This window comes from Stenotrophomonas sp. KH_029 (genome assembly GCF_057839765.1).
In genome coordinates, this window is sequence record NZ_CM174498.1 from 2,240,717 (window position 1) to 2,264,682 (window position 23,966).

Annotated in this window: 13 protein-coding genes; 1 reads left to right on the plus strand and 12 read right to left on the minus strand. The window is 66.4% G+C overall.

Annotated elements, in window-relative coordinates:
- The first annotated feature begins 56 nt into the window (after positions 1-56).
- Complete coding sequence (locus AC3ITM_RS10160; RefSeq protein ID WP_489264718.1) at positions 57-1,241, plus strand: multidrug effflux MFS transporter; 1,185 nt, start codon at positions 57-59, stop codon at positions 1,239-1,241.
- Between the two features lie 28 nt (positions 1,242-1,269).
- On the opposite strand, the gene AC3ITM_RS10165 is transcribed toward AC3ITM_RS10160, so the two are convergent.
- From AC3ITM_RS10165 to AC3ITM_RS10220, 12 genes are all read right to left on the minus strand, one after another.
- A complete protein-coding gene (locus AC3ITM_RS10165) occupies positions 1,270-2,577 on the minus strand; it encodes an amidase (RefSeq protein ID WP_489264720.1) in 1,308 nt (435 codons plus the stop codon).
- A gap of 272 nt (positions 2,578-2,849) precedes the next feature.
- Positions 2,850-5,660, minus strand: coding sequence for an autotransporter family protein (locus AC3ITM_RS10170; protein ID WP_489264722.1), 2,811 nt, complete (start codon positions 5,658-5,660; stop codon positions 2,850-2,852).
- Positions 5,661-6,056: 396 nt separating this feature from the next.
- The gene (locus AC3ITM_RS10175; protein ID WP_489264724.1) at positions 6,057-8,843 is read right to left on the minus strand and encodes a TonB-dependent receptor plug domain-containing protein; all 2,787 of its coding nucleotides are present in this window, start codon (positions 8,841-8,843) and stop codon (positions 6,057-6,059) included.
- Between the two features lie 49 nt (positions 8,844-8,892).
- Positions 8,893-9,795, minus strand: coding sequence for a helix-turn-helix domain-containing protein (locus AC3ITM_RS10180; RefSeq protein ID WP_489264726.1), 903 nt, complete (start codon positions 9,793-9,795; stop codon positions 8,893-8,895).
- 438 nt (positions 9,796-10,233) lie between these two features.
- Complete coding sequence (locus tag AC3ITM_RS10185) at positions 10,234-10,665, minus strand: hypothetical protein (RefSeq protein WP_489264728.1); 432 nt, start codon at positions 10,663-10,665, stop codon at positions 10,234-10,236.
- 43 nt (positions 10,666-10,708) lie between these two features.
- Positions 10,709-11,377, minus strand: coding sequence for a DUF4822 domain-containing protein (locus tag AC3ITM_RS10190; RefSeq protein ID WP_489264730.1), 669 nt, complete (start codon positions 11,375-11,377; stop codon positions 10,709-10,711).
- A 154-nt stretch (positions 11,378-11,531) separates the two neighbouring features.
- On the minus strand, positions 11,532-16,460 hold the full coding sequence (locus AC3ITM_RS10195) for an ESPR-type extended signal peptide-containing protein (RefSeq protein WP_489264732.1): 4,929 nt from the start codon (positions 16,458-16,460) through the stop codon (positions 11,532-11,534).
- 169 nt (positions 16,461-16,629) lie between these two features.
- Positions 16,630-17,346 (minus strand): pilus assembly protein, encoded by a 717-nt coding sequence (locus tag AC3ITM_RS10200; RefSeq protein WP_489264734.1) that lies wholly within the window; start codon positions 17,344-17,346, stop codon positions 16,630-16,632.
- A gap of 53 nt (positions 17,347-17,399) precedes the next feature.
- Positions 17,400-18,539, minus strand: a complete 1,140-nt coding sequence (locus AC3ITM_RS10205; protein WP_489264736.1) for a CblD like pilus biogenesis initiator family protein — start codon at positions 18,537-18,539, stop codon at positions 17,400-17,402.
- Complete coding sequence (locus AC3ITM_RS10210; RefSeq protein ID WP_489264737.1) at positions 18,536-21,247, minus strand: TcfC E-set like domain-containing protein; 2,712 nt, start codon at positions 21,245-21,247, stop codon at positions 18,536-18,538. The genes AC3ITM_RS10205 and AC3ITM_RS10210 overlap by 4 nt, the downstream gene beginning before the upstream one ends.
- Before the next feature lie 90 nt (positions 21,248-21,337).
- Positions 21,338-21,847, minus strand: a complete 510-nt coding sequence (locus AC3ITM_RS10215) for a CS1 type fimbrial major subunit (protein ID WP_489264739.1) — start codon at positions 21,845-21,847, stop codon at positions 21,338-21,340.
- Positions 21,848-22,694: 847 nt separating this feature from the next.
- Positions 22,695-23,576, minus strand: coding sequence for an EAL domain-containing protein (locus AC3ITM_RS10220; protein WP_489264741.1), 882 nt, complete (start codon positions 23,574-23,576; stop codon positions 22,695-22,697).
- Positions 23,577-23,966: the final 390 nt, after the last annotated feature.

The window sequence follows — 23,966 nt, forward strand, 5'->3', positions numbered from 1 at the left end:
ATAACGGTCACCGGCGCGCCAGCGCCACGCTGGGCACCCTCCTGATGGCGACCTCGATGAACCCGCCTTCCACCCGCCTGGCCACGCCACCGCTGCTGTTGCTGGTGCTGCTGATCGCCTTCCCGCAGCTGAGCGAAACGCTCTATGCGCCGGTATTGCCGCATATCGCCAGCGCATTCGGGGTTGATGCCGCCACCGCGCAACGCACCATGAGCCTCTATTTCCTCGCCTTTGCCGTAGGCGTGGTGGTGTGGGGGCGCGTTGCCGACCGCCTGGGCCGACGGCCGGCGATGCTGGCCGGGCTGGCCTGCTATGCCATCGGCGCGATGGCGGCACTGCTGGCACCGGCGTTTGACGTGCTGCTGGCCGCGCGCGTGCTATTGGCTTTCGGTGCCAGTGCCGGCTCGGTGGTGGTACAGACCATGCTGCGCGACCGCTTCGATGGCGCGCGCTTGGCCGCGGTGTTCTCCGTCATTGGCGCGACCTTGTCGCTGTCGCCGGCGTTGGGGCCGCCACTGGGTGCGTTGCTGGCGCTGCGCTTCGGTCACATCGGCGCGTTCTGCCTGTTGGCCGTGATCGGCATCGGCCTGACCGCGGCCACCTGGCGCTGGCTGCCCGAAACGCGGCCGGACACCACCCGACAGGCGCCGCTATGGCAGGTGGCGCGACAGGTGGCGGCCGACCACCGGGTCTGGGTAGCGGCATGCCAGGTAGCCGGCTTCAACCTGCTGCTGTTCGGCTACTACACGCTGGCCCCGTTCACCCTGCAGCAGCTGGGCTGGCCTACCTGGGTCTTCGGCCTGACCGGTATCGGCATCGCGCTGGGCAGCATCGCCGGCGCCTGGCTCAACCGGCGGCTGCTGCGCAGGTACCGCCCTGCCCAACTGGTGCACGCCGCAGTGGTGTGCAGCGTGCTGGCCGCAGGGCTGCAGGTGGGCTGGCTGGCTGTCGCCAACGGCAATCCCCGCGTGGCCCTGGCCGGGCTGATGCTGTGCCAGCTGCTGCTGATGCTGGCCTATGGCTGCGCCATCCCCAACCTGCTGGCAACCGCGCTGGATGCCCATGCCAAGGTGCGCGGCACGGCGGCGGCATGGTTCGGCCTGGGCTACTACCTGATGCTGGCTGCCGGGCTGGGCGTGGTCGGGCTGCTGCATCGTGCCGATCTGCTGTACCAGCCGCTGGCGATGCTGGTGGTGACCCTGTTGCTGCTGCCGACGTTGTTGCTGCGGTCCAGAGCATAGCCCTGGGCAGGGTTGGCGGCGCGCTGGATCACTGCGCCCAGCCCTTGGGCCAGCTGGAGAATGGCAATGCCACCTCGATGGCCCTGGCTAGTGCCAGCGCCACATGCTCCTGCCATGGGCGCGCCACGATCTGCACGCCGATGGGCAGGCCGTCGGCACTGCTGCCGGCGCGGATCACCACGCACGGCCAGCCGGTCAGGCTGTAAGGCAGGGTGTGGCCAAACAGATCGGCACGGTGTTCGCCCCGACGTGGCGCCGGGCCGGCGTCGACCGGGCACAGGATGGCGTCGTAGTCGCCGAAGAACGCCAGCATGGCGGTGCGGTAGTGGTCCCAATCGGCGAACAGCTGCACCGCGTCGGCACCGCTGCCCTGTGCCAGGGTCCAATAGCGCTCGGTAAGCACGCGCGACTGCGCCAGTGCCGCCGGGAACGCCGCCTGCAGCTGCACGCCGGCCGCAGCCAGGATCCTGGTGGCGGCCTGCAGCGCGGCGCGGGTGTCCGCATCCACCGCCACGATATCGCCCTGGTCGTACCAGGCCAGTTTCAGGCCACGCACCGCAACGTCGTCGAACGCCGGCGACGGCATCGGAATGACCGCCGCATCGCGCTGGTCGGGGCCGGCGATCACCCGGTGCACCACCGCAAGATCCTCGACATGCCGCGCCATCGGGCCCACCTGGCTGCGCGGGTCGCTGAGGCCGCCGGGATGGTCGAACACCCCGCTGCTGGGCACGCGCCCGCTGGTGGGCTTGAGCGTGCAGATGCCGCAGAAATGCGCGGGAACCCGCAGGCTGCCGCCCGAATCGCTGCCCAGCCCGATGGGCGAGAACCCTGCGGCGATCGCCGCCGCCTCGCCGCCACTGCTTCCCCCCGGCCCGCAGCCGCGATCGTGCGGATTGAGGGTGGCGCCATACAGTGCGTTGTCGGTCACGCCCCCACCCCCGCCGGCCGGGCAGTTGCTCCTGCCCAGCAGGATCGCACCGGCCTGCTTCATCCTTGCCACCACCACCGCATCCTGTGTGGGGATATGCCCTGCCCGCTCCACCAACCCTGCCGCCGACACCACACCGACCGTGTCGATGACGTCCTTGACCGTGAACGGCACGCCATGCAGCGGCCCGCAGCACTCGCCACGTGCGATCCGCAGATCGGCCTGCCGCGCCGCTACCAGCGCCTCCTCGGCACAGACCTGGACCAGCGCGTTCAGGGCGGGATTGACCGCCTCGATGCGCGCCAGGCAGGCCGACACCAGCGCAGTGGAGGTCAGCGTGCGCTGCTGGATCATGGCCGCCAGTTGCACGGCCGAGTGCCGGGTCCAATCCATCAATGCGGGCATGCAGGCGGCTCCTGGGGCGACGGCGTTCGGGAACGCGGTTGGCGGCGAAGGTAGCATGCGTGCCCCCTTGCCCGGCGCACGCCACGCCAGGCGTTGCTACGGAATGCATGAATGCCGGGCGGTGCCTGGGGCTGGCCCGGGTCGCTGCCACGATGACAGTATTGTCGCCATCGCCCGCCCGGTAGCGTGGCCGACATGGCGCAGCTGCCGACTGCACCAACGACAAGGGCGCCCGCAGGCGCCCTTGTCCAGTCATCAACTACCCGCAGCACTTACCAGCTGTAACGCACGCCGATTTGCCCGCTGACATTGCGGTAGCCGTCTTGCCCACGCTGCACGCCCAGGTCGCCCCAGCCGGTCCAGCGCTTGCCCAGCTGCACCTGTGCGCCGCCCTTCAGTTCGACGCGGCTGGCCGGGGTGTCGGCCTGCACGCGCGCGCCGTCGAAGCGCATCGCGTTGTCGCCGCCATCGCGCAGCCAGTTCATCGCTACGAACGGCTGCACCTTGTTGCCGGCGGCGGTGGTTTGCCCGTAGATGCGCACGCCCAGACGCGACGACAGACCTCCCACGTCGTCAGACTCAACCACGGTGCCATTCCGCTCGACCAGTCGGTCGCTGCGGTAGTCGCTGTAGCTCAGCTGCAGCTGCGGCTGGATGAACCAGGCCGAGCGGTCGCTTGCGCCCAGCGCGAAGGCGTAGCCGGTTTCTGCCGAGATGGTCGCGGTACGTGCGTCGTAACGCTCTTTCTGCAGGCCCTGCCCTTCGACGCTGTTCTGGTAGCGGCCGTACTGCAGCCAACCATCGACGTACGCACCGGTAGCCGCATCCGGGTTCTGCAACCAGGTGCCGTACAGGCCGATCGCCTGGCCACGGACCTTGCCCTTGGCGCTGTAGCCGGTGAGCGTGGAGGTGGCCTGGCTATTGGCCGAGCCGGTGCCCAGCATCACGCCGAGCTTGCCGCGGCTTTCCGCGCCCCAGCCGAACAGGTCGGTACCGACCTGTAGCGCATTGGTGTCGCTGCTGATCTCCAGCTGCTCGCCCACGGCGGCGTAGTCGGCCTGGCTGCGCGAGACACGCGCCCAGGCGCCGTTGTGCTCGCCGTTGAAGCCGGGCGCGCCGACGCGGTCGTGCAGGCCGTGCTGGAACATGCCAACTGCAGCCGACTGGTTGGCCAGGTAGGCGCCCGGCTCCGGGCGCAGCACCGGCACAACCGGCTTGCACTGCGGCAGGTCGGGGTCGATCACGCACTGGTCGGGCAGTTCGATGGTGCCGCCGCAACCGGGCAGGCTCGGATCGGCGTCGCAGGGGTTGGGGGCGGTGGCCAGCTCCGAACGCAGGTACCAGTCGCCGTCTGCCGGATCGGTCTTGCCGCCCTGGAACAGGAAATACTCGTACTGCCCGCCCACCGCGCGGCCGGCCAGATCGAAGCGGCCGTTGGAGGCGCCATCGACCTGGACCAGCTGGATGCCGTCCACGGTCTGCGCGCCGGCGCCGCCGATATTGTTGACCAGCACATGGGTCTGGCCGTGGCTGTCGCCGTGGATGACCAGGCGGTCGCTGGCCGAGGTGTCGTCGCCGAGCACGGTATTGAACAGCATCGTGCCACCGGCACCGGTGTAGTCGCCATTGACGGTGAGGGTGTTGAAGCGGCTGCCATCGCCCAGCAGGATGCGGCTGTCCGCGCCCAGGTTCAGCGTGGTCACGCTGGAATCGCCGGTCAGCTGCCAGGTGCTGCGGTTGTCCAGGGTCACCGCATCGGTGTTGACCATGCGGCCCAGCAGCGAGGCCTGCTGCAGGCTCACGTCGGCAGTGGCGCGGTCACCGTGCACCACGATGTCGCCGACCAGGTCCGAGCGGTCCACGTTCAGATTGACCAGGGAGGCATCGTGCACTTCCACTGCCACGCCGTTACCGCCGGTGGCGGTGCTGCCGTTGGCCAGGGTGATGTCGACGTTCTGCGGGGTAGCGACCGAGAACGCATTGACCAGGATCGCGCTGCCATCGCGGGAGCTGACGTGCGAACCATCCAGCACCAGCGAAGAATCCAGGAACTGCACCGCGCCGGTATAGCCGGAGGTCGCATTGATCGCGACACCATTTTCCAGACCGCTGATACGGCTGCCGTTGCTGACATGCGCGTTGGCGCCTTCCAGCCACAGGCCGGTGCTGAAGCCGCTCACATCCTTGTCAGTCGCAATGACTTCGGTATTGGAAAGGGTCACGGTGCTGTCGCGGCGCACGCGTACGCCGGCCCAGCTGCCGGTCACCCGGCTGTCGCGCAGGGTGACCGCAGCGGGATCAAAGGTGGCGGTGCTGGACAGAATAGCGCGATCGATGAACATGCCCTGCCCGGTGGTGCCTTCAATGCGGGTGGCGCTGATATCGGCCGAGCCGCTCTCGACCTGCATACCGTCACGGCTGGCCCGGATATCGCTGTTGCGCACCTCTGCATGGCCGAGCAGTACGTCGGCACCCAGGGTATAGGCACCGCCGGGTGCACTGGCCAGCAGGGTGACGCCATCCAGGTCGGCGGTGCCGCCGGCGCCCACGCGCAGCGCATAGGTGGCACTGGTAACGGTGCTGTCGCGCAGGGTGAGCTGCGAATCGGTATTGGAGACATCGATACCGGCATTGGTGCCGGTGGCGTTGATGTTCATATTTCGCACATCGGCCGTACTGCCGTCATACACCTGCAGGCCACCACGACCGATTGAGCCGCCGTTGAGCTGCGCCTGCGACCCACCCCAGATCGACATCGCCTGGAAGTGGCTGTCCACCGACTGCAGCGTGGAACCGCCATGGAGGTAGGCTTGGCGAAGGATGCCGCCGTTGGCATTGACCGTGGAGTTGGCGCCGGCATCGATATTGCGCACTTCGCCGGCCGCGTTGATGTTCAACTCGGCGCCGGTCAGGTACCAGTCCTCGATGGTGCCATGCTGATTGACGGTGCCGGTCTGGCCCGGGTTGAGGGTGGCGGCGTGGCCAAGCTGACCGACCGCGGTCAGGACCAGGGCGACGGTGGCGGCCAGTGCATTTCGGCGTGCGGTACGCGGGTCGCGGTGGGTGGGGTGAATCAACGACATGAACAATCCTCAGGGTATGCGCTGCCCAGCCCACGCCGTGGGCGCAGGGTCGGGTGCATCGATAGGCCGCCCGCAGGGCGGAGGGAGTGCCGATTTGCGCGTGCGCGCAGGCCGGGCCGGGGTCGATCCGAGGGGTCGAATCAGGGCGCCATGATGTCGGCCGGATGACGCGGTCGATATGCAATTTGTTGCAATAAGGTGCTGACCGTCACGTTTTGTCGACGGAGTTAACGAATTGTTTATTTTCCGGCACCAGCGGATTTGCCGCCGTGGGGCGAGAGATTGGTGTCGCCGGTATCCGACCGTGGGTCAACCTACCCTTGCGGGGGTCGATTCCCAGCAACGAAAGGGCCGGCTTGCGCCGGCCCCTGTTGCTGCGGTCGATCAACGCCCCGATCAGAAGCGCTGCTGGTACTTCATGTAGATCGAACGGCCGATATCGAAACCGCCGTAATACGGGAAGGCACTGCTGGGCTGCGAGAACAGGATGGGGCCCTGGTGGTTGAACAGGTTCTTGGCACCCACCGCGATGGTGGCGTCCCACGGTGCGGTCCAGCGTACCTGCAGGTCGTGGAAGGTGTTGCTGCCCACCTTGCGCACCGCCGCCCCCTCTCCGTTGGCTATGCGGTCCGGATCAGTGCATGGGCGGTTCGGCACGCAGGCTTCGCGAATGCCGGAGTAGTAGCGCAGCCCATAGTTGGCACCCCAGCTGCCCTTCTCCCAGTCCAGGCCGATATTGGAGCGAAGACGGAAGTAACCCGGGTCCCCGACCACGCCAATCATGATCTTCTCGCCGGCGTTGTTGACGCCCTCTTCGTCGAACTTGCTGGTATAGCTGCTCTGCCAATCCAGCTTGAACTGGCCGACCGCCATCTCCGGCAGGCGGTAGCGCAGGCCCAGGTCATAGCCCTGGGTCTTGACCAAACCCAGGTTGGCCACGCCATAGTTGATGCGTGAGATATGGCCGTCCGCTTCGCGCACGATCCCTGCGCAGCGTGAGGCGTCACCCAGCACGTAGCAATCGCGCAGGATGCGGTCCACGCTGTCCTGGATGATCATGTCCTTGATCGTGTAGCTGTACCAATCCAGCGACACATCCAGGCCCTCAACCCAGCGCGGGCTCCAGACCATTCCGATGGTGGTGCTGGTGGATCGTTCCGGCTTCAGATCCGGGTTGGACTGGTTGAAGAACTGTTCCGGGGTCTGGCATGGGTAACCGGTGCAAGGCACCAGGCCCTGACCCAGCTGTACATAGCCCAGCGGCACCCCGGCAGCGTTGCATGCCGCATTGCCGTTGACGCTGTTGGTGTGCCCGGTGCCGCAGGGGTCGGTATAGGACTCGAAGCTGGAGGACGCACCGCCGTACAGGTCGCTGATGGTGGGGGCGCGGAAGCCGGTGGCCACCGTGCCGCGCACCAGCAATTCATCCAGCGGGCGCCAGGTCAGGCCGAACTTGCTGTTCAGGGTATTGCCGAAATTGCTGTACTTGGAGAAGCGGCCGGAGGTATTCAGGGTCAGTTCGCGGGCAAACGGCAGATCCTTGAGGATCGGGATACTCAGTTCGGTATAGACCTCGTCCAGCGAGTACGCCCCTTCGGTGGTGACCGATTCCAGGCCGGTGCTCTGCCCGGACTGGGAGAACGCATCGGGAACGAAGCGTCCCTGCTCGCGGCGGTGCTCGTAGCCCACCGCAAAGCCGAACTCGCCGGCAGGCATATCGAACAGCGAACCGGCGAGGTTGGCGCTGTAGGTGGTGGTGGTGGTTTCGCCGGTATCGACGAAGGTCGGGAACAGGAACTTCTGCAGTTCCGGATCGGACAGCGAACCGGGGCCATCCACACCATAAGGCAGCAGCGGGTTCCACGGTTTGCAGTTGGGATCGGCCGCTGTGCCGCATTCGGGCTTGAGCGAGCGGTCCAGCGCGAAGCGGCTCGCATCGCCGCGGGCGGTCTTGGTCAGACGGTTGCGATTGACCAGTGCCCCCACATCCCAGTCAAAGGCGCGCCCGCCGAGTTCGAAGGTGCCGACCAGCCCACCGCTCAAACGATAGGTCTGCAGCTCGCTGCGGGTGGTGCGCGGCATCTCCCATAGGCGGCGACGAATATTGGTGTCTACGTCATATGGATTGAACGGGCTGTTGGCCGGCAGCTTGTACTGCAGTGGATAGCCGGCAATCTGCTGGTCGGTAATACGCTGGTTGTACAGCGCCTCGCCCTGCAGGCGTAGATTGTCGTTGATGTCGTGGTAGGCACTGGCAAACAGCGAGCGGCGCTCAATCCCGGTCTGCAGCATCATCTGCTCGTTGGCATTGACATTGTCACCGGCGGTGAACGGGCGGAAATCGTTGGGATTGCGCGGGTCACCACCATCGCGCAGCGTCCACCAACGCACGTCCTCCGGCCTGACGCCCGGGCCGGCACAAGGCTTGCAATGCGCGCCTTTGTCGCTGATCGGGCTGGAGCCTGAACCAGGGTAGTCTGGACCAGCATTGCCGTCGCGGCTGAACCAGCGGTCCTTGGCCCATACCGGCTCTTCCTTGCTGTATTCGGCCGCCAAAATGATGCCACTGCGTTCGCCCTGGGTGCCGATCTTCAGCGAGAATTCCTGGGTGCGACCATCGCCCTGGCTGAACTGGCCGACCTGTGCGTTGAACTCGGCGCCTTCGAATTTGGTATCGGTGATGATATTGACCACGGCAGCGATCGCGTCAGAGCCGTAGATCGACGAAGCACCATCTTTCAGCACTTCAATACGCTGGATCACAGCAAGCGGGATCTGGCCAAGATCCTGCAGGCCGCTGGTGGTAGCGCCCAAGCGACGGCCGTTGAGCAGCACCAGGGTGCGTGCCGCGCCGAGGTTGCGGATATCGATGTAGTAGCCACCGACCGATTCGCCCGAGGCCAGTGCCTGAGCGCGCGAGATAGCCGGCGAACCGGCCGAGGTCATGCTCTGCAGGATGTCGGCGACGCTTGTGTAGCCCTGCCTGGCGATATCGTCGCGGGTGATGGTGAGGATCGGCTGGCGGGTTTCGGCATCGGCGGCGCGGATGCGCGAACCGGTCACTTCGATCCGGTCAAGGGTGGTGGCTTCTTGTGCCGAGGCGGTCAGCGGCGCAAGGACGGCGGCAATGGCCAGCGGCAGCAGGTGCGCCGGCAGTACCCGCGGCAAATTCTGATCAGGCATACAACTCTCTCCATTTGTTAAAAATGCGCGAAAAAGCGCAGACCTGAACTTACGACCTGCTGCGCAGATGCGCTGCGCGTGATGCGCGCGCGATATGTGCCGAATTGGCTGTAGCGACACAGGCACGGTCGCGGTATGTGGTGGCGCAGGCACCGAAGTGCGCGCGGAATGCGCGTGCAAAGCTGCCGGCGTGCTCGAAACCGCTGGCCGCGGCGATCTCACCGACGATCATGTCGCTGTCGCGCAGCAGGCGCGCAGCCAGCTCCAGCCGCAGGCGTGCCCCGTAGGCCTGCGGCGACTCGCCGTACACGCCCTGGAATGCCTTGGAGAAATACCAGTAGGAGAGGTTGGCCAGGTCAGCCAGCTCGCCGATGCGCACCACCCGGTCGGTGTGCCCTTCCAGGAACAGGCGGGCACGCTGCAGGCGTGCCAGCACATGCCGCTTGCGGCCCAGCGAACGGCCCGGGCAGTGCTGTACCTGCGCGGCGATGCCGCGCTGCAGGTCGGCCATGTGCAACAGCAATGGGCGCAGGTCGCCGCGGGTACCCAGGCTGCCGTCGGCGGCCTGGCCGATCCGCCGCCACAGCCGCACCGCAATCTGCAGGTCGCTGGTGCTCATCCGTCCCCGCCCGGGATACAGCGGCACCGCCCCCTCGCCCAGTGCCCCGAGCGGATCGGCGCTCAGGCACAGGCCCACGCAGATGCCCAGCCGGTCGGCCTGCAGGCTCGGCCGCGATTCGCGCTCCAGCACCAGCCAATCGCCGCGTTTCAAGCGGAACTGGCCTTCGCGCGCGCGCACGCCGCTGCTGCCGCGCAACTGCATCCATAGCGTGGATGCGCCCGCGGGCAACTGCACCGATGACATCCGTGAGATGCCGATACAACTGGTGGCTTCGCCCTGCGGCGGGACGGTCAGATGATGACCACGATCAACCCATTGAACAGAATGCATAGAACTCCATCGCCTTGGTCGAACAGAAACAGGGGCGCCATTCCCGATGCCGGGGTACATGGCTGGCCGACAGTGCGGATGCGTCGCAAGGTGGGTCAAGTGACATCGTCAACGCGGCGTAAAGAGGTGCCGGATGCGTCTGCACATGACGCTGAATGCACATCGACGTAGATGGCATGTTGCGTGTGCGGAACCGTTCATCCTTTTCGATGCGTTTTGAGCGTGGAATGCGTCCGTCACACCACAAACGGGCAAACAGACGGACAGGGACAACCCGCACCGCACAGCGATGCAGGTATGGGGGCGTGCGGGAGAAGCGGAGGTCCGAGCCATGCTCGGACAGCGCGGTGCCGGAACGAAGCGCGTCCGACCACGGGTCGGACCTACCTGTGATGGGTGGGCCGGTACGGAGGGGTAGGACCGGCAGTTGGTCGGCCGCTACGGCGTAGCCCGGGCTTCGCGCACACGCTGCTGGGCGATGTCCATCAGGTCGTAGGTGGGAAAGAACTGGGTGGTGTACACGCCCCAGGCGGTGTTCTCCACCGCCAGGTTCACTTCGGCCAGGCGCGAGGCCGGCAGGCGCAGCACCACCACCTGGCCGATGCCCATGGCCACGTTCCAGCTCACCACGTCCACGCCCTTGGGCGGGAAGGCCTTGTAGAAGCCCTGCCGGTCCAGCTGCTCGCGCAGTTCACCCAGGGTGCGGGATTGATCGTGCCTGAAATGCACGGTCAACATCACCGTGTCGTCCGTCGCTGCAGCGGTGGTCGTGGCCGGGACGGAGGAACGTGCCATCGCCTGCAGTGGCGCCGATGCAGCGGCCAGGGCGGCGAACATCGACAGCGGAAGCAGCATCTTCTTCATGGACATGGGAAATACCTTGTGTGGAATGGAAGGGTGGGTACCGCTGCGATCAATGCGACATGGCGGTCTTGAAGGGACCGCGGTAGGGCGCATGCACCACATGGATGCGCACTACAGGATTGCCCTCGATCATGTCGCGGGGCACTTCGCGGGAATAGGTGAACTCGTTGCTGTTCAGTACCTCCAGCCTTCTGACCACGGTCCTTGCCGGCCCCAGGTCCGGCACCAGGATGTGGGTTTTACGGTCGCCGGTTACTACGAAATAGCCCCCACCGCCCTGTGGATGCTTGGACAGCCCGGTATCGGCATAGAAGAATTCGTAACGGTTGCGGTCCGGGTCCCACATCGAAATGCCGACAACGCCGGGGTAGCGTGTTTTCACATCAATGTGCGGCTCGCCTTCGACATACACCCGGGTGGTCAACCATTGCGGCGATGCGGCCAGGGCATAGGCATCGGACGGTTTTTCAGCCGATGCAGCACCACTTCCGAATGGAAGCAACAGGCCGGCAAGCAGCAGGCCGGGAACGGCCTTCTTGAGAGTGCGCACGCGATTCTCCTGGTGATGCCTTGGCCGCTCATGCATGAGGCGCGTGCCCTCGTGCAGCGGCGCGTAGACGGTAGCTGGATGCTTGCACGGCCCCTCGGTGAAGACAACGGGCAATGACGACAACCTCACCGGGTGCTTCATGCAGGGCTTGGATTGGCTGGCGTTCATCCATTCCACCCTGTCCGCACGGTAGGTATCGACCGTTGGTCGATACGCATGGGTCGGTACGCACCGCCCACCGCAACCGCCGCGGCCCCAAACGCAGTCCGCCCTGGCCCACATGTAGTGGACCAGGGCGGATTGGCCTACGCGGTTACCGCTGTTACCAGCCGATACCCATGCCCACGCCGACGCTGCGCTCACCGCTGTTGGTGAATGCCCCATTGAGGCTGAAGGTAGCCGAACCACGCTCGTTCAACACGCGCTGGTAGCCCACCGACAACGCCGATTCGCCTTCGGCGTAACCGACACCGGCACCCAGCCGGTTGGTGGTGGCCAGGCCGGCGGTGTTCATCGCCATCGCACTCTGCGCGCTGCTGATCGCGGCCATGCGGTTGATCCGCTTGTCCATGTGATCCAGCCGCTGGTTGACCCCGGCTACCGCCGCGTCGGTGTACTCGTTGGCGCGTTCCATGGCCTCATTGACCTGGCGCACGTTGGCTGCATCGGTGTCGGCGCGGCCTTCGGCCACGTGCTTGACCGTGCGTTCCTTGCCTTCGCTGCCCACCGCCACCGCGCTGTCGCCCTCGGCGGTGACCACTGCATCGGGCGCGGCCGGCGGGGTGCCGGCGTCCGCTGCAGGCGGGGTCGCCGTGTCGCTGGCAACGGCCGCACTGCGTGCGTTCATCGCCAGCGGGGTGCCCCCCTGCCCATTCGGGTCCAGCGCATCGATCTGGCCCTGCAGGTCCTGCTTGACCTGCCACAACTGGCCGCCGTTGACCGCATCGCGGCTGCCCTGCCCGATCAAGCCGTTGGCCACATTGCCCAGCACCATGCCCTGCGCACCGCCCAGGGTCAGGCGGCCGGGAGCATCGGCGCTGGCCGACGGCGATTCCTGGAACAGGCGCTGGAAGCGGTTGTCCAGCGTATCCAGTTCACTTTTGTGACTGACCAGCGTGGTATCCAACGAAGTCAATGCGTCGCCGACGTTGTTGAACTCGCCACCGGACAACACGTAGTTCGGCGCGATTACATGACCTGTGGCATCGAGCCCGGCTCCACCGCCCAGGGCGGTCAGGGTTTCAGAGAGCTGTGCAACCGTAGTGACGTCACCTTCCGCGGTACCGCGACCGACATTCACAATGCGTCGCTTCAGATTGTCGTTGCCGACTGAAATGGTGTCGCTCTCGTTGGCCACGGATTCGTTACCCAAGGCCACAGCTCTATTTGCGCCCGTCCCTACGCTGCTGAGGGCGCCGACAGCCAGTCCACCCGCTGCAGCTACCTCCGTGTTGGTACCCAGCGCAAAGCCTGCTTCAGCAGCAGCACGGACCAGCGCCCCTCGGCCCAAGGCAACCGAATTGACTGCCTGGGCGCTGGCGAAGCTACCGATGGCGGTTGCGCCGTCCACGGGTGCCTTGGCATCGCTGCCAATCGCGACCGCCAGTGGACCAGCCATTGCCGGTCCACTGAACTCGTCCCCCCCCACCATCACATAACGCTGCTGCTGCTCCAGATACTCCACCCGCTCATTGGTGCCGAACAGCTGGCTGCCGTTGACGGCGTGGTTGCTGGTGGCGCTGACCTCGCCATCGGCCAAGCCAGTGACCCCTGCCCCACCCAGATCGACCAGGGTCCGGTCGGCGTTGTACTGCACCACCCCGCTCAGGTCCGGCGTGTAGTTGTCGAACTCGTCGCGCAGGGTATCCAGGTCATCCCGGTTCACGCCGATATCGCGGCGGTTGTCGGCGATGGCCACACCATTGGCGTTGACCAGTTGATTGGTGGCAAATAGCTGCTTGCCGGTCACTGCCTCGCTGCTAGCCGCCGACAGCACGCCATCGGCTACACCGGTGATGGCGCGGTTGGCATTGGCCTTGTTGCGTACATCCAGCACGGTGCCGGTATTCTCGGCACCCACGCGCACGTTGCCAGCTGCCGAGACCTGCCCGATCAGGCCAGATACCACGGTGGCCTTGTCCAGCGCCGCGGTCGCATCCACCTTGGCCGCATCAGCGGTGGTCTTGGCGGTATTGGCAGTATTGGTGGCGGTGGTGACGTTCTGGTTGGTGGCAAACAGCTGCTTGCCGTTCACCGCGTCGGTACTGGTGGCCGACAGTACGCCGTCGGCCAGCCCCCGGACGATGCGACCGGCGTTGGCCTTGTTGCGCACGTCCAACACGGTGCCGGTGTTCTCTGCGCCGACACGCACATCGCCTGCCGCTGAGACTTGGCCGATCAGACCAGAGACCAGGTTGGCCTTGGTCAGCGCCGCGGTCGCATCGACCTTGGCCGCATCAGCGGTGGTCTTGGCGGTATTGGCAGTATTGGTGGCGGTGGTGACGTTCTGGTTGGTGGCAAACAGCTGCTTGCCGTTCACCGCGTCGGTACTGATGGCCGACAGTACGCCGTCGGCCAGCCCCCGGACGATGCGACCGGCGTTGGCCTTGTTGCGCACGTCCAACACGGTGCCGGTGTTCTCTGCGCCGACACGCACATCGCCTGCCGCTGAGACTTGGCCGATCAGACCAGAGACCAGATTGGCCTTGGTCAGCGCCGCGGTCGCATCGACCTTGGCCGCATCAGCGGTGGTCTTGGCGGTGTTGGCGGTGTTCGTGGCCGTGGTCACGTTCTGGTTGGTGGCAAACAACTGCTTGCCGCTCACCGCCTCGGTGCTGGCGGCCGACAACGCGCCGTCGGCCACACCAGTGATGGCGCGGTTGGCGTTGGCCTTGTTACGCACATCCAGCACGGTGCCGGTGTTCTCCGCACCCACACGCACATTGCCGGCAGCCGAGACCTGACCAATCAGGCCAGAGACCAGGTTGGCCTTGGTCAGCGCCGCGGTCGCATCGACCTTGGCGGCATCGGCGGTGGTCTTGGCGGTGTTCGCGGTGTTGGTGGCTGTGGTGACGTTCTGGTTGGTGGCGAACAACTGCTTGCCGCTCACCGCGTCGGTGCTGGCGGCCGACAACGCGCCGTCGGCCACACCAGTGATGGCGCGGTTGGCATTGGCCTTGTTGCGCACGTCCAGCACGGTGCCGGTGTTCTCGGCACCCACGCGCACATTGCCGGCCGCCGAGACCTGACCAATCAGGCCAGAGACCAGATTGGCCTTGGTCAGTGCCGCGGTCGCATCGACTTTGGCCGCATCGGCGGTGGTCTTGGCGCTGTTGGCGGTATTGGTGGCCGTGGTCACGTTCTGGTTGGTGGCAAACAACTGCTTGCCAGTCACTGCATCAGTACTGGCCGCTGACAGCGCGCCATCGGCCACATTGACGATCTTGCGCTTCAGGTTGGCCGAGCCGACCGAGACCGTATTGGCCGCCGTTGCCACCGAATTGGAACCCAGCGCCACCGCGTTGGTAGCGCCTGCATCGACGGTTGCATAGTGGCCCAGCGCCAGCGAACTGGCCGCAGTGGCATCGACCCTGGCGCGGTCGCCCAGCGCGACCGAACCACTGGCCGCCGACCTGGACAAGGTGCCCAGTGCCACCGAGCTTGAGCCCATCGCCTCCGACTGGTAGCCGATGGCATTGGTCCAGGCGCTGCCCGCCTTGGCCTGGTGGCCCAGCGCGGTGGTGTAGTTTCCCAGTGCCTGGGCATCCATGCCCAGCACCATGGCGGTCTGGCCATTGGCCTTGGCACGCAGGCCGATGGCCAGTGATTGGCTACCCGTGGCTTCGGCCTGCGTACCCAGCGCAATGGCGCTGGCATGATTTGCGGTTGCAAGACGGCCCAGTGCGATGGAGGCTTCGCCATTGGCCTGCGCCGCCTTGCCGACGGCAAGCGCCTGCACTGCATTGGCACCCACCTTGGCTTCACGTCCCAGGGCGACCGCATCGGTTGCCGTGGCGTTGACATCGGCCAGGGCGCCAATGGCAACCGAATGGCTGCCGTTCGCCTTGGTCTGCCAGCCCATCGCGATGGTGGCGGCGCTGTTGGCTTCCGCCTGATAGCCGATTGCGGTGGAGCCGGCGGCAATCGCCTTTGCCTGGAAGCCGATGGCGTTGGCCCAGGAATTGTTGGCATTGGCCTGGTGGCCGATGGCATTGCTGTAGCCCAGAGCGTGCGCTTCATTGCCTAGCACGACAGCACCGGTACCGTAAGCTTTGGCCAGCCGGCCAATGGCGATGGCCTGGGCATAGGTAGCTTGTGCACCATTGCCGATGGCGATGGAATCGTTGGCGGTAGCACTGGTTTGGGCGCGATCGCCAAAGGCAAGTGACGCACTGCCTGCGGATTTGGCCAGCGTGCCGATCGCTACCGAGCTGCCCCCAGCGGCCTGTGCCTCGTAGCCAATGGCATTGGCATAGGAATTGCTGGCAGTGCTATTGAAGCCCAACGCCATGGCGCCAGCGTACTGTGCGCTGGCCTTGTAGCCCAGGGCAACGCCATTGTGGGTGGCAACCGACTCCCCGCCCACGGCGGTCGCACCGGTCCAGCCCTGGCTGCCGGCGCGTGCCTTGGCGCCGATCGCGACGGCATGGACGCCGGCGCCATTGGTATCGGCCCTGGCAGCCTCGCCAATGGCTACATGGCCGGTGCCATTGGTGGTGGCGTTGATACCGATGGCCACGGCGTCCCGGCCGCCGGTGGCGGTTGCCTTGGAACCCAGCGCCGTGTGGCCGCCGCCATTGAGTACCACTTCGTTGCCGATGCCGGTGCTGCGGGCGCCGGTCACGCTGGCGCGCGAGCCCAGCACCAGTGCGTTTTCACCGTTCAGGGTGGGGTTGGCGAAGTAGGTGTCGTTCACCGTCGCCTGCAGGCTGCGGTTGAATGCAAGTGGCGCGGCATTGGTTGCGCCACTGCGCGGCAGCGCATTGCCGAACAGCGCAATCTGTTCCCTGCGGACGGTCAGCGGGGCGGTGCTGTGCGACCGGCCATCGCTCTCGTCCAGCGCCTCGACGGCACCCTCCGCCGGTGCACCCAGCGCATCGGCCGCCGCCACCGGCAGCGACAGCACCAGCACTGCGGCGGCGACCAGGCCACGTGCAGCCGAACTGCGCTTGCCGCGGCTGCGGGTATGTTCGCTGGCAACCATCCAGCAGCCCAGGCTGGTGTTCCAGATCAGACGATAGACGTGATTCACGGGGTGACTCCTTGGGGTGGGTAAAGGGGACAGCGGGTGCGCGCGTGCTGCGGGACACGGAAGAGCCGGCCAGCGGCCGGCACTACCCGGGAGGTGCAGGCATGCGGGATCAGCGCCGCACAGGTGGGTGCAGTCAGATCACGCATTCGGGTGGCACGCGGTTAGGCGGTCAGGGCGTCAATTCGCGCTGGTGCGCGCGGTAGCCGGCGTGGCTGAGGCGGTAATGCACCCGTACGCGGTCGCCGCTGGTGGCGGTGAACGGCAGCGGCCACTGCTGGCCGGGGTAGATGCTGTGTTCGATCTCGTGGGTTTCGCAGCGGCGCTTGGCGATGCAATGCTCCACGGTGGTCACACCCAGCCGCACGTTGCCGGTGTTGTGCAATACCGCGCCGTCCAGGCGCATGTCGGCCAACGGGTCGGCCGGCAGCACATGCACCAGCGCTCCCCAGACCAGGCTGACCCCGACCTGCGCGGCGGCGCCCTCGTCGATGGGGGTGCTGCTTTCATCGCCGTCGGCGCGCACGCCTTCAAAATAGACCCGGTACGCGGTTTCTTCGGTCACCGTGGCCAACGGAATTACCCGCACCAGGCGGTTGCCGCCGCCAGCCAGGGCGAACTTGCCCGGGGTAACGGCGATCGCATCGAGCTGGCCGGGTTCGATATCCACTTCCTGTTCCTGCCCACTGGCCGGGTCGACGATGCGCTTGACCGAGGCCTGCACGTACTGGGTCTGCGCCGACTGCGAGTAGACCCGCACCTGCGCGCCGCGCTGGTGTTCCACCGCCACCCGCATCGGGTGCACGGTGAGGTTGGCGTGGGCGACGGGGGCGGCCATCAGCAGGGCCATCGCCGCCAGGGCGGCGCAACGGCAGGCAAAACGTTTCATCACGGGGTTCTCGATAACGGAGAGGAAGACGTTGGAGCGGGCGTCGGCCATGGTCATGGCCCCGCCGTGGGCAGGGTGAACTCGACCTGCAGCTGGCCCTGGTAGTAGCCCTCCGACTTGGTCGACGCCGGCACCCGCGGGGTGACCAGCGACAAGGGCGTGGGCACGCAGTACACCGGCTGGGTCATGCCGGGCAACAGCACCAGCCGCAGGCGGGCGGTATCGATGCCACGCAGGATCTCGATGCGGTCGTTGTGCAACGGCAACAGCGTGCCGTTGTGGTCCATCACCACCTGGTAGTCCAGTCGATGCCGGTCTTCGCTGCCACCGGTGTGGTGCCAGACCGAGTACATGCCATCGGGCCGGCCTGGCGCGCTGCGGCGATCGTCGCGCAGGGTGACCTCGAAGTACTCGCTCTGCGAGCCCAGGCCGTCGTACAGGCACATGTCCAGCGTGGCGCGGCCGCCGATGGTGGGCGGCTGGCCGAGCGGGTCGTACTCGATGTTCAGGCCGACCATGGGGGCCACCTGGTCGAACTCGGGAAAGTAGATCGCCATCGCATCGTGGTCGGTGATGGTCAGGTCGAAGGTGAAGGTATAGGTGGCCAGCACCGGGCCGGCGGGATCGGCGCGCAGGAACAGTTGCAGCGTGGCGTCCCAGTGGCCGGCGACGAGCTTTTCAAGTTCGCGTTGCGGTAGTGACAACGCCACGCCCGTACCACTGGCTTCATCGGCACAAGCGATTCGCACGCTGGTCCAAAGAGGCCGATAGGCCTTCTGCCAATAGTCGCTGTTGCAGGATCTGCCCGCTTCCGCGCGCTCGAGCCAACCTGTCAACTCAACTTCAGTACGCAGGCCACTGCGCCGCTCAGTGAAACGCAATGGAATTTGGCTTCGGGCAGAGCCTGTTTCGCCGGTATCCGCTACCGGGCAACGCCCACGCGCAGAATCACTATAGGACCCACAGGTCAGATGCATCAACCCGTATTTGAGGTCCAGATCCGTGCTGTATCCGAGCACCGTACGTTCCGGCCACAGCACCTGGTCCCCCGGCAACGTGCCACGGTCATAAGTCAGCACGATGCTGCGGTGGTCACTGGCCGGATGGGTCTCCGGCGGCTGTTGCGCATCTACGGCACCGGCCAGCAGCAGGGCCGGCCACAGCCAGGCGCGACGAAGAGTAGAGCGGCTCATTTGCGGGTCTCCACGGCGGCCGCCGAGGCGGTGCCGTTGGTCAGGGCATGGTCGCGCAGCAGCCGCTGCACGCGGGCCTGCTGGTGGATGGGGGCCGGTAGCTGTTCCAGCGCCAGCGGCTCGCACTGCACCTGGCCGACCAGCAGCAGCACGCTGCGGCGTTCGCGCACGGTCAGCGGGCATTGCAGCAGGCGGTCGCCCTGCAGCAGGTACAGCACCGGTTCGCGTTGCGGGAAGTCGGCGACGAAGCCGCCACCACGACTCAAGGCAGGCACCGGGGCGTTGAGCACGCGCGCGCCGTCGAGCGACTGCCCGTCCATGCCACGCGCGGTGCCGACGAAGGTATAGGTGACATCCAGCGCCACCGGCACGTGCAGCAGCTTGCCCGGCGGCAGGAACAGGCGCTGGCCGGCGCCCATGCCGGACACGCGCACCGAGGCGGCGCTGTCGTGCGCGCTGACGTCCTGCACCTCGGCGCGGCCGGCGGTGTAGGAGGCCATCGGCAACAACCGGCGCTGGCCGAAGTGCAGCACCTGGCGGCGCGAGCCACTGACATTCACTTCCGCCGCCGGCCCCAGCAGGGCCAGGTCCTGGGCATCGTCGACCTGCACGGCAACGCCGGCACCGCCACTGAAGCCGCTGCCCACGAACCAGCCGGCGCGCGAGACCGCCAGCCCCGAGGTATAGGTGGCGCTGTAGGACATCTCCGAGCGCCCGTCCGTTCGATAGCCCGATACGGTGGCCGCGCTGGCGCCCAGGTCGTTCTGCAGACGGCCGCTGACCATCGCGCCGTGGCGCTCGCTGTCGCGCCCGTTGATCTCCGCGCCCAGTTCCTTGTAGCCACTGCCACTGTCCCAGCGGCGGATCTGGCCCGCCCGCCAGCTAAGGTCGGTGCCACGCAGGTCGCCGCGCTGCAGGTCCAGTGACAGCCGGTCCTGGCGGCTGCGGCCGCTGCCGCGGGTCAGGCGCGAAATGGCCAGGTTCAGATAGATACCGTTGTCGTTGCCCATCTCGCTGCGCTGCTGCCGGTACAGGCCGGCGCGCGTGGAAATGCTCAAGCCGCGCCAATGGGTGGTGCGGTTGAAGCTGGCCTGCAGGGTGCGCGACACCTGCGACTGCAGGTTGGACGGCAGTGGCTGGCCGGGGGCCGGCAACCACGGCAGGTCCGGGCCCGGCGGCAGATTGGGATCGCGCTGCCAACTGAAGCCGACGCGGCGGGTATAGCCCAGGTAGAGGTTGCCGCCGGCCAGCGGCATCGCCACCGAGGCGCTGAGCGAATCCTGGCAGCCCAGGCTGTCGACGATATCGCGATACTCCGCCCGGCAGGCGCTGCCGCGCATGCGTTGGTTGTAGAAGTTCCAGGACAGATAGCGGCGGTAGCTGACCTGCTGCTGCACGCCGTGGCTGCCGTCGGAACCGCGCAGCCAGCCGAGGCTGGCATTGATCTCGTTGGGCCCCTTGGCATGGCGCGCATCCACGCGGCCTTCGGCGTAGCGCACCGCATCGACGGTGGCCACGCCCACGGTCATCGCCACCTGGTCATGCAGCGGAATGCGCAGGCCGGCCTGGAACAGGCTTTCGTTGCCGTCGCGGTCGAAACTGCGCGCGGCGCGGCGCCCGCCCTGCGCAAACCACTGCACGCTGCCATCGCCCCAGGGCTGGCCGTTCTTGTTGAACGGGGCGTCTTCGCTGCGCGCCAGGACGCCATCTTCATAGATGCGCAAGGTGACCAGGTAGCTGCCACCGGGAAAGCGGGTGGTGTCCAGCTCGTTGATGCCGGCATCCAGGTAGTAGCTCTGCAGCAGGCGGTCGCCGTCCAGCGCATCCACCCGCGCGTTGCGGCTGAGCAACACGGTCAATGGGCTGCCCTGCCCCATCTGCTGATGGTCCAGGTAGGCCTGGGTGGTGCCGATGCGGGCGCCTTCGAAACGGTCCAACGGCAGCATGCCGAAGCCGAAGTTGCCGCCCTGGGCGCTGGCCAGGTTGCGCCGGTCCATGCGCCCGGCCTGCAGGTAATGGCGCTGGCCCAGGTCATGGCGGTAGTAGAGGTCGTTGAAGCTCAGCCGCTGGTCGGCGCTGCGGTTGCGGCTGTCCTGGCGCACGAAGGTCCAATCGACCGCCACGTGGCCCTGGCGCATCACGCCCAGCATGCCGTTGCCGTTCACGGTGATGTTCTGGTAGTCATCGCCGCCGCTGATGTTCATCGAATGCTGGTGGATCAACGCGTTCTGCGCGTTGTCGCTGATCTGGTGGTACGGGGTGCTGCCGTCGCGCTCGGTGGGCAACCATTGCGGGGCCACGAACAGGTGCACGGCGCCCTCGCCTTCGTCATAGATCAATCGGACCTGATCCGGCTGCTCCGGTGCCGGCAAGTAGCCGCAACCGGTGGTGGGCGCGCCATGCCGGCAGGCCAGATGGGTGTTGCGTGGCAGCGGCGCGCGCAGTGCCGGCAGCAGGGCCTGGCGTGCCTCATTGCTGAGCGGCAGTGCTGCCAGTACCTGCTCGGGTTGTTCAAACAAGACGCTGTCGGGGGTGACCAGCGCGGTGGTCATACCGCCGGAATGGCCCAGCAGCCGCACTTCCAGCTGTTCATGCTGGCCGGCCACGACGTCCTCGAAGCCGGCGGGGACCGGGCGGGCGTCCAGCACGGGGGCGGCGATGCACAGCGAGATCGCCAATGCCAGTCGGGTAGCGGGAACACGAAGCATGTGTAGGGTGATCCAGAGCGGGCGGCACGATCGGAAGCAGAACGCAGTGCCGCCGCCACGTACGGCTGTGGCGGCGGCATGCAGGGACGATTACGGCCCGGTGGTCTTCTGGTTCAGCACGATGCTGACCAGGCCTTCATACCGACCGGCGATGAGGATCGGGCCCGGCGTGGTCTGGCCGACGACCAGCGGCATCTCGATCGAAGCACCCGGAATGGCGCCGTCGAACAGATCGGCCGCGGCGAAATTGGCCACCGTGGTGGTCAGCGGACGGCTGTTGAGCGTGACCGACATCGGCACCGCAGTGGCGCCCGGGCCGGCGAACGTCGGCAGCAGTTCGACCGCACGGGCCAGGCGGACTTCGATGTCCTTGTCGGTGTCATTGGAGAAGATGCGCACCCGCTCGTTCCACGGCGTCAGGCCACTGCCTGCACGGTGGACCAGCTCCACGGCGTCATCCAGCGCGGTGCCGTCGGCCTTGAGCAGCGACAGGGTCGGATCGACTTCGGCCCAGACGATGACGTGTGCTTCAGTTGCAGAGGCGGATGCGGATGCGGCGCACAGGGCGACAGCCAGGCACAGTTTTGCCATGTTGTTCATGGGGTGATTTCCTTTATGGGATGGGTATCGCGCTCCAGAACAGGAGCAACGGATTCGAGCAACGACGCGATGTGACGCCGCAGTGAAAGGTTAGTCACTGCATGCAATCGTCGATATAGGAATGGAGCGAAAATCCACTCGGATTAGTTGCGTTGCCGGGCGGCGTTGTTCACCACGCCGCTGGGTGGTGTAGGCCGCTGGCTGGATGCCGTTGTTTTTTCGCTTCGCGGATTGAATCAAGGTCCAAAGCGTTTCGTGCCCCTGCGGGGCGCGAGTCACTTTCTTGCTCGTGCAAGAAAGTAACCAAAGAACACGCCCCCGTCCGCTCGCCGGCGGGCTTTGCCCGCCGGTTCCCTGCGCTTCTCGCGTCATCGGGGGACGGCGCGGAACTCGCTGCGCTCAGACACCCGCGCCTCTTCGCCCCCGCTGCCGCTGCGATGCTCGGCTCGCTCCAAGGGGGAGGTAGATCAAGGTCAAGATCAAGATCACGAGCAACAGCAACAGCAACAGCAACGGCGTCCAATACGCGGTCGGCTCTACTGCCCCAGTTCCTGGCACGCTATCGCAGGTAGGTCCGACCCGTGGTCGGACACGCTTCGTTCCGACATCGCATTGTCCGAGCGTGGCTCGGACCTACGCTTTTCCATGCGCACCAGCCATGTGTGGAGGGTTGGCGTGGGTGGGTTGGCGGGACTGTCGAAAACATGGATGTTTTCGCCAAGCCCCCATGGATGGGTTCACGGCGTGTCCCGCCAACCCACCCGCGCCAACCCAATCAGCGCGTACGTAGATCAAGGCCTTTGATCTGAGGCTGTAGTTCGCAGTTGACTCTCCAAAGCAGCACCAGCTACAACCCGAAAATGTCTTCCACCCGCGACTGGCGGTTGGCGTAGTGTGCGATCAGCGGGGCGATCAGCGCCGGGCTGCAGGCATGGCCGATGCGGAAGCCCTGGATGGCATCGCAGTCCATCTCAGCCAACAATGCCTGCTGGCCGATCGTCTCCACGCCCTCGCCTACCACCCGCAGGCCCAGCGCCTTGCCCAGCGCGACCAGCGCGGCGGTCATCTTGCGCGCCTTGGCCGAGCGTTCGATATCGCGCACCAGGCTGGCGTCGATCTTGATCTCGCGCACCGGCAGCTGTTGCAGCCGCGACAGGCTGGAGCGGCCCACGCCGAAGTCATCCAGCGACATCCCCACGCCCAGCCTGGCCAGCGCGGCCAGCAACGTGCCGATCGGCGCGCACTCGCATTGCAGCGTGGATGCACGCACATCCAGCACCAGTTGCTCCGGTGCAATCCGGTGGCGCGCCAGGGCGTGCTCCAGCTGCGGCAGGAACAGGGGCGAACGCAGCTGCACCGCCGAGACATTCACCGAAACGCTGGCCACGTCCAACCCGGCCTGGGTCCAGCAACGCAATTGGCGCAATGCCGTGTCCAGCACCCACGCCCCGATCTGCACGATCGCCCCGCTGCGCTCGGCCAACGGCAGGAAGCTCGCCGGCAGCAGCGCGCCGTGCTCGGGGTGCTGCCAGCGCAACAGGGCCTCGACGTTGTCGATGCGGCCGCTGGCCAGGTCCAGCGTGGGCTGGTACAGCAGCCCCAGCTCGCGTCGGCCGACAGCGGCATGCAGGTGCTGCGCGTCCAGCGCCAGCGCCGGGCCCGGATCGGGACGTTCGGTTTGATGGCGCGCGCAGACTTCGCAACGGCCGCAATGGAGGCAGATGTTCATGGACACACCGGGGCACGCTCGGCGATGCTGGCCGCGGGCAGGCGCGGCAGGGACTGAATGGGGTGCGGCGGCATCGGCATGACGGAGCCTGTCCGACGGGATAAAGAGGATGCCCAGCATGCCGGCCGCGGTAACGAACATCCATGCAATAAATCTCAAGCTGAGGCGGCCGGGCGCGGGATCGTTGCCGGGTTTGCGAACGAATTGTGAATCGACCGGCGGTGCAACGTGATCAGGTTCACTGTGCGCGCTGCGGCGTGGCGGGAGTGGCGCGTTATTGCGGAAAGCCTGCTGCAAACTTTCAAACTAGTTGCAGTCCGGTATGCGCCGGCAGGCTGTCGTCATCGGCGCGCCAGTGCCCGCGGCATGAGGGCAACCGGGCAACGCCGG